Source organism: Desulfovibrio sp., assembly GCF_047607245.1.
GTDB lineage: Bacteria > Desulfobacterota > Desulfovibrionia > Desulfovibrionales > Desulfovibrionaceae > Desulfovibrio.
Window position 1 is genome coordinate 1 of the sequence record NZ_JASGDK010000141.1, and the last position, 6,564, is coordinate 6,564.

The following is a 6,564-nucleotide window of genomic DNA, read 5'->3' on the forward strand; positions in this document are numbered from 1 at the left end:
ACTCTGGTTTACAGGCAAAACTATGGCCGCTGTAGGCCTGGCATTGTGGGGCACGCTGGCGGTTGCTGGCGTGGATAACGTGCTGCGGCCGCTATTTTTGCGGCAGGGTATCAAGGCCCCATTTTTTGTATTGATTATCTCCATTCTCTGCGGCCTTTCAAGCTTTGGCCCGGTAGGACTTATTGCAGGTCCTGTACTGCTGGCCTTTGCAATGCAGGCGGTGGAGGAAGCCAACCGTACATATAGGTATAATGTTTAATACAGACTTTTACGCCATTCCCCGGGTAGCAGATATGCCACGCACCCGGGCCAGCGGGCACGCCTTACGCGATACAGATCACGGCCACACCACGCAACGCCGCCATTTCAAATGTATGGTCAGCATCTTTCTGGCCTGCCTTGTCATCCTTTGCGCCCTGCCCTGTCAGTCGCTGGCAGCCATGCCTGTACGCGCCGCCATTCTTATCAATATGGACACGGGCGCGGTGCTTTATTCCAAAAATCCCGATCTGGCCATTCCTCCGGCTTCGCTGACCAAGGTCATGACTATGTATCTGGCTATGGATCAGATACAGGCAGGAAAAATCAAACTTGGCGAAAAAATCAGAATTACACCTGAAGTGGCTTCTGTGGGCGGTTCGTCCATGCATTTACGTGCTGGCGAGCGAGTCCCCCTGCCACAACTGCTGACGGGCATGGCCGTTGTTTCCGGCAATGATGCAGCCACAGCAGTAGCACGCCGTGCTGGCGGCAATGATCGGCAGTTTGTTCGCGCTATGAACCAGAAGGCCAAAGCCGTCGGCATGAGCCGGACCACGTTCAAAAACCCCACAGGGCTGCCCGCCGCCGGGCAAAAAACCACGGCCAGGGATATGGCTCTCATGACGCGCGCCTATCTTCGGGCGCATCCGTCAGCTCTGCGCTATCATAATGTGACCCTGTTTACTCACAGAGACAGAAAAACCCGCAATACCAACGCGTTGCTGGGTCAAGTTCCCGGTGTAAACGGGCTTAAAACCGGATGGACTGTTGCCTCTGGTTACAATCTGATTGTGACGGCCCAAAGAGGCAAAACCCGCATGCTGGCGGTGGTGATGGGCGGCACCAGCAGAGTGGGGCGCGATAATGCAGCCCGCCGTCTCATTGAGGCCGGCTTCCGGTACCCTGCTTCACCCAAAAAGATACAGCAGATGTTTGCTGGTAAAAGAAAGCGCTGACGCAAACTGAGCTTCACATGACGCGTAAAGGCGGCGGGAATAACCTCCCGCCGCCTTTCGTTTTGCCATTCGTTTTTTGTCTAGAGTCTCTGCCCTATGCCTGCTCCAGAGCCTGACCAAGATCAGCAAGAATGTCGTCTATATGCTCAAGCCCCACAGACAAGCGGATAGTGCCGGGGGTAATGCCCGCATCGTGCAACTGCTCATCGGACAACTGGCGGTGCGTTGAGCTGGCCGGATGCAGAACGCAGGTACGAATGTCAGCCACGTGCACTTCAAGAGAAATCATTTTCAGGCTGTCAATAAAGCGCACTCCAGCCTCACGCCCCCCCTTCAATGAAAAGGAGATGACGCCGCTGCACCCATCGGGCAGATATTTGTCGGCCAGAGCCTTGTTGGCGTTGCCGGGCAGGCGTGGGTAGTTAACCGAAGCGACCTTGCTGTGTTCATGAAGAAAGGAAGCGGCCTTTTCTGCATTGCAGCAGTGACGCTCCATTCTCAACGGCAGGGTTTCAAGCCCCTGATTGATGTAAAAAGCGCCCTGCGGGCTTTGGCAGCAGCCCATATCACGCATGAGCTGAACACGGGCCTTGACGATATAGGCCGCTTTTCCAAAGGCCGTAGTGTAGACAAGGCCGTGGTATGAGGGGTCCGGTTCAGTAAATTCGGGGAACTTTCCGCTGGTCCAGTCAAAATTGCCGCTATCAACAATCACGCCGCCCATTTGCAGGGCATGACCGTCCATATATTTGGTAGTGGAATGTATAACTATGTCTGCGCCGTATTCAAAAGGACGGCACAACACTGGCGTGGCAAAGGTGCTGTCCACAAGCAGCGGAAGGCGATGCCTGTGCGCCAGCCGGGCGAAGCGCTCAATATCCAGCACGTCCATAGACGGATTGGTCAGCGTTTCGCCGAAAACAGCCCGGGTATTGGGCCTGAAGGCTTTTTCCAGTTCCGCATCCGAGGCATTCTGGTCTACAAAGGTAAATTCAATGCCGAGCTTTTTCAGGGTGACGGCAAAAAGATTGAATGTACCGCCGTAGATACTGGAAGCGCTGACAACGTGGTCGCCGCTCTGCGCAATATTGAGCAGGGCGAGCATGCTGGCAGCCTGGCCGGAAGAGGTACACAAAGCCCCTACCCCGCCCTCAAGAGCGGCAATCTTGCGTTCCACGGCATCCACAGTGGGATTACCCAACCGGGTATAGAAAAACCCTGCGTCCTCAAGGTCAAAAAGCCTCGCCACGGCCGCCGTGGATTCGTATCTGAATGTGGTGCTCTGGGTGATGGGCACAACGCGGGGTTCGCCGTTTTTGGGCTCATATCCGGCGTGCAGACAAAGAGATTCCGTTTTCATGCCATCCTCGAAATGTACGGTGGTAAGGAAATATATCGGCCAAGGCCTGTATGCCAAGCGGCTTGAAAAAATAGCGCAAGCTTGTGCTGGTGGCAACCATGCGCGTGAAGGGCCTGCACGTCAGCCCTGGGCGGATGCCGCTGTTAACCCATGCTACAACAGGTATCACAGGTAAATGCTTTTGATCGCGCACAGAGTTGAATTTTGCCACTTTTTTCAAAGTTATCTTATGGTTCATGCGCCAGCAAAAAACCACAGCCCTATTGACCGCTCACCTTTTAGGGCGTATAATTTTTTGCAAATGACGGCTGGCTGACGGTGCGGAACCATGAGGGGCATGAATACCGCACATGCCAAGGTCAGCGGCCTTCCGCATCACATTAGTTCCTGAATTTTACATCGACAGCGCCGCCGGGCGCACGGCCTGGAGCCGGACGTTTCTACGCCGCTGTCCCGAAACGGACGGCGTGATTTTTGTCGCGCCGCACAGCAGACCCCAGTGGCAGGGGGACTGCGCCGCAGTTGTTCATTCACTCTTGCCAGGAGGCTATTATGCGTATTGCCGTGGGTCTGGGCAAAGAAGGCGGAGACGATCGTTTGGAGCATTTGGAGCGCCAAGGCATCAGCCGCCGCGATTTCATGAAATTCTGCACAGCCGTGGCCGTGGCCATGGGCATGGGCCCGGCTTTCGCCTCTGAGGTGGCCGCCGCCCTTACCGGGCGCCGCCCGTCGGTAGTGTACCTGCACGCCGCCGAGTGCACGGGCTGTTCTGAAGCGCTGTTGCGCACCTATCAGCCCTTCATTGACACCCTCATTCTCGACACCATTTCTCTCGACTACCACGAAACCATTATGGCCGCCGCTGGCGAAGCCGCTGAAGACGCCCTTCATGCCGCCGTCAACAGCCCTGAAGGTTTTGTCTGCATTGTCGAAGGCGCCATTCCCACCGCTATGGACGGCAAGTACGGCTACATCGCCGGCCACACTATGTATGATATCTGCAAAGACATTCTGCCCAAAGCCAAGGCTGTGGTCAGTGTGGGCACCTGTGCCTGCTACGGCGGCATTCAGGCGGCCAAGCCCAACCCCACTGGCGCCAAGGGCGTCAACGACTGCTACGGCGACATTGGCATCAAGTCCATCAATGTGCCTGGCTGCCCCCCCAACCCCGTCAACATGGTTGGAGCCCTTGTGGCCTTTTTGAAAGGCCAGAAAATCGAACTCGACGAATTGGGCCGCCCTGTCATGTTCTTTGGTCAGAGCGTGCATGACCTTTGCGAACGCCGCAAACATTTTGACGCTGGTGAGTTCGCGCCTTCCTTCAATTCGGAAGAAGCGCGCAAGGGCTGGTGCCTCTATGATGTGGGCTGCAAAGGACCAGAAACGTACAACAACTGCCCCAAGGTTCTCTTCAACGAGACCAACTGGCCTGTTGCTGCTGGACATCCTTGCATTGGTTGCAGTGAGCCCAATTTCTGGGACGATATGACGCCGTTCTACCAGAACTAGGGGGGATAAAAGATGAGCCAAGTTACCAAAACGCCCCAGAGCAATTACAACGGCCCCATTGTGGTGGATCCGCTGACCCGTATCGAAGGGCATCTGCGTATTGAAGTTGAAGTTGAAGGCGGCAAAATCAAGGAAGCCCGCAGCTGCGGCACACTCTTCCGTGGTCTTGAAACCATCCTCAAAGGGCGCGATCCTCGCGATGCGCAGCACTTTACCCAGCGTACCTGCGGCGTCTGTACCTACACGCACGCTCTGGCTTCCACACGCTGCCTTGAGGACGCCATCAACAAGCCCATTCCGGCCAATGCCACCTACATACGCAACCTTGTGCTGGGCAACCAGTTCATGCACGACCACCTGGTACATTTCTACCACCTGCATGCTCTGGACTTTGTGGACGTGACCAGCGCGCTTCAGGCTGACCCGGCCAAGGCCGCCAAGCTGGCGTCTTCCATTTCGCCCCGCAAGGCGACGACTGAAGACTTCGCCGCGGTGCAAGCCAAGCTGAAAACCTTTGTGAACAGCGGCCAGCTCGGCCCCTTCACCAATGCCTACTTCCTTGGCGGTCATCAGGGTTACTACATGGACCCCGAAGCCAACCTCGTGTGCACGGCTCACTATCTGCAGGCTCTGCGTGCACAGGTTGAAGTTGCCAAGGGCATGGCCGTTTTTGGCGCCAAAAATCCGCATACCCAGTTCACCGTGGCTGGCGGCGTGACTTGCTACGAAGCCCTTACGCCTGCGCGTATCAAAGAATTCCGCGACCTTTACACCAAGGGCCGCGCGTTCATTGAAGAGGTCTACATTCCTGACCTGCTGCTTGTGGCCAGCTACTATAAGGACTGGGCCAATATCGGTGGCACCAACAACTTTATGGCTTTCGGCGAATTCCCCGCTCCTGGCGGCGAACGCGACCTCAACAGCCGTTGGTACAAGCCCGGCGTCATTTATGACCGCAAGGTCGGCTCTGTGCAGCCCTTTGATCCCAGCAAGATCGACGAACAGGTTCGTCACAGCTGGTACGAAGGCGAGGCCCGTACGCCCTATAACGGCGAAACCAACCCGCACTTCACCTTTATGGGCGACACGGACAAGTACTCCTGGAACAAGGCCCCGCGCTATGACAACCACGTCATGGAAACCGGTCCTCTTGCCCAGATGCTTGTTGCCTACGGTCACAACCACAAGACCATCAAGCCCACCATCGACGCTGTGCTTGGCAAGCTGAACCTTGGCCCCGAAGCCCTGTTCTCCACCCTGGGCCGTACCGCTGCCCGCGGCATTCAGACCCTGGTGATTGCCCAGCAGATGGAAAACTGGATCAACGACTACGAAAACAACATTGTCAAAGACAAGCAGATTGTTGAAGACTACGCCGTGCCGACCTCCGGCCGCGGCGTTGGCTTCCTTGACGCCCCCCGTGGCGGCCTGTCCCACTGGATGACCATCAAGGACAGCAAGATCGACAATTTCCAGCTTGTGGTGCCCACCACCTGGAACCTGGGACCGCGGGATGACAAGGGTCAGCCCAGCGCCGCTGAAGCCGCCCTTGTGGGTACGCCTGTGGCCGATCCCAAGCGCCCGGTGGAAATCCTGCGTACCATACACTCCTTTGACCCCTGCATTGCCTGCTCGGTGCACGTCATTGACGGCGAAACCAACGAAGTCAATGAATTCAAGGTACTGTAGTAGATTGTAACTATGACTAGCAAGGGCGGGGGGATTTGCTCCCGCCCTTTTTTATCATCAAGCAAGTGAGCTGGCACATGAGCAAACAGAACATACTTATCCTTGGGGTAGGCAATATCCTGTTGACCGACGAAGGCTTTGGCGTACGCGCCGTTGAATATCTTGAGGCGCACTATCGCTGGCCTGACAATGTGACCCTTATGGATGGCGGCACTAACGGCCTCATGCTCATGAGCAATTTGATGGATTGCGATTTTCTGGTAGTGCTTGATGTCGTGCTTGGCCCCAAGGAACCTGGCACCATCTACAGACTGGAAGGCGAAAATTTACGCCAGAGCCTGAGCTTCAGGGACTCGATGCACCAGACTGACTTGCTGGATACCCTTGTGACCTGCGAACTGGCTGGCCATCGCCCCGAGGCCGTAGTGTTCGGTATACAACCTTACGACTACAAAAGCATGGAGATAGAGCTCACCCCCGAGCTTCAAGCCAAGTTGCCGGAATTTTGCGAAAAAGTTGTGGCAGAGCTGGCGCGGCAGGAAATTTGCGCTGAAAAAATCTGACTAACAACCATTGCTTGCAAGAAAGCCCGGATCAGCGAGAATACGCTGATCCGGGCTTTCTTTAATAGAGCTGCTGTCTGTAGCCGAGCTTGCTAAAACGTGCACGCTCAACGTCCTAAATTCGGCTTTCTCTTAACCCAAATTTTCAGGCAAATTCACTTCACTATACAGAGCAATTCCTGCCTGCCGCAGCAGTGCAGCCCATATGCCGTCTCCTTGCACAAGA

General features: G+C 55.7%; 6 protein-coding genes. 5 read left to right on the forward strand and 1 reads right to left on the reverse strand.

The genetic code is table 11. The features are described 5' to 3' along the window. A partial coding sequence (locus QM579_RS11145) for an AI-2E family transporter (protein WP_414999218.1) occupies positions 1-259 on the forward strand: 259 nt, incomplete at its 5' end. Between the two features lie 34 nt (positions 260-293). Further along, positions 294-1,217 (forward strand): D-alanyl-D-alanine carboxypeptidase family protein, encoded by a 924-nt coding sequence (locus QM579_RS11150; protein WP_414999219.1) that lies wholly within the window; start codon positions 294-296, stop codon positions 1,215-1,217. A 94-nt stretch (positions 1,218-1,311) separates the two neighbouring features. On the opposite strand, the gene QM579_RS11155 is transcribed toward QM579_RS11150, so the two are convergent. Next, positions 1,312-2,577 (reverse strand): O-acetylhomoserine aminocarboxypropyltransferase/cysteine synthase family protein, encoded by a 1,266-nt coding sequence (locus QM579_RS11155; RefSeq protein ID WP_414999220.1) that lies wholly within the window; start codon positions 2,575-2,577, stop codon positions 1,312-1,314. Positions 2,578-3,129: 552 nt separating this feature from the next. Between QM579_RS11155 and QM579_RS11160 the strand changes: the two genes are divergently transcribed. From QM579_RS11160 to QM579_RS11170, 3 genes are all read left to right on the forward strand, one after another. Next, on the forward strand, positions 3,130-4,086 hold the full coding sequence (locus QM579_RS11160; RefSeq protein ID WP_183718158.1) for a hydrogenase small subunit: 957 nt from the start codon (positions 3,130-3,132) through the stop codon (positions 4,084-4,086). Between the two features lie 12 nt (positions 4,087-4,098). Next, entirely contained in the window at positions 4,099-5,775 is a 1,677-nt protein-coding gene (locus QM579_RS11165) for a nickel-dependent hydrogenase large subunit (RefSeq protein ID WP_414999221.1), read from the forward strand. A gap of 77 nt (positions 5,776-5,852) precedes the next feature. Continuing rightward, positions 5,853-6,338 (forward strand): HyaD/HybD family hydrogenase maturation endopeptidase, encoded by a 486-nt coding sequence (locus QM579_RS11170; protein ID WP_414999222.1) that lies wholly within the window; start codon positions 5,853-5,855, stop codon positions 6,336-6,338. Positions 6,339-6,564 lie beyond the last annotated feature (226 nt).

Bases quoted from the DNA above. Each gene is read 5' to 3' on its own strand.
- QM579_RS11150 (WP_414999219.1), top strand. From the start codon at position 294: ATGCCACGCACCCGGGCCAGCGGGCACGCCTTACGCGATACAGATCAC.
- QM579_RS11160 (WP_183718158.1), top strand. From the start codon at position 3,130: ATGCGTATTGCCGTGGGTCTGGGCAAAGAAGGCGGAGACGATCGTTTG.
- QM579_RS11170 (WP_414999222.1), top strand. From the start codon at position 5,853: ATGAGCAAACAGAACATACTTATCCTTGGGGTAGGCAATATCCTGTTG.
- QM579_RS11165 (WP_414999221.1), top strand. From the start codon at position 4,099: ATGAGCCAAGTTACCAAAACGCCCCAGAGCAATTACAACGGCCCCATT.
- QM579_RS11155 (WP_414999220.1), bottom strand. From the start codon at position 2,577: ATGAAAACGGAATCTCTTTGTCTGCACGCCGGATATGAGCCCAAAAAC.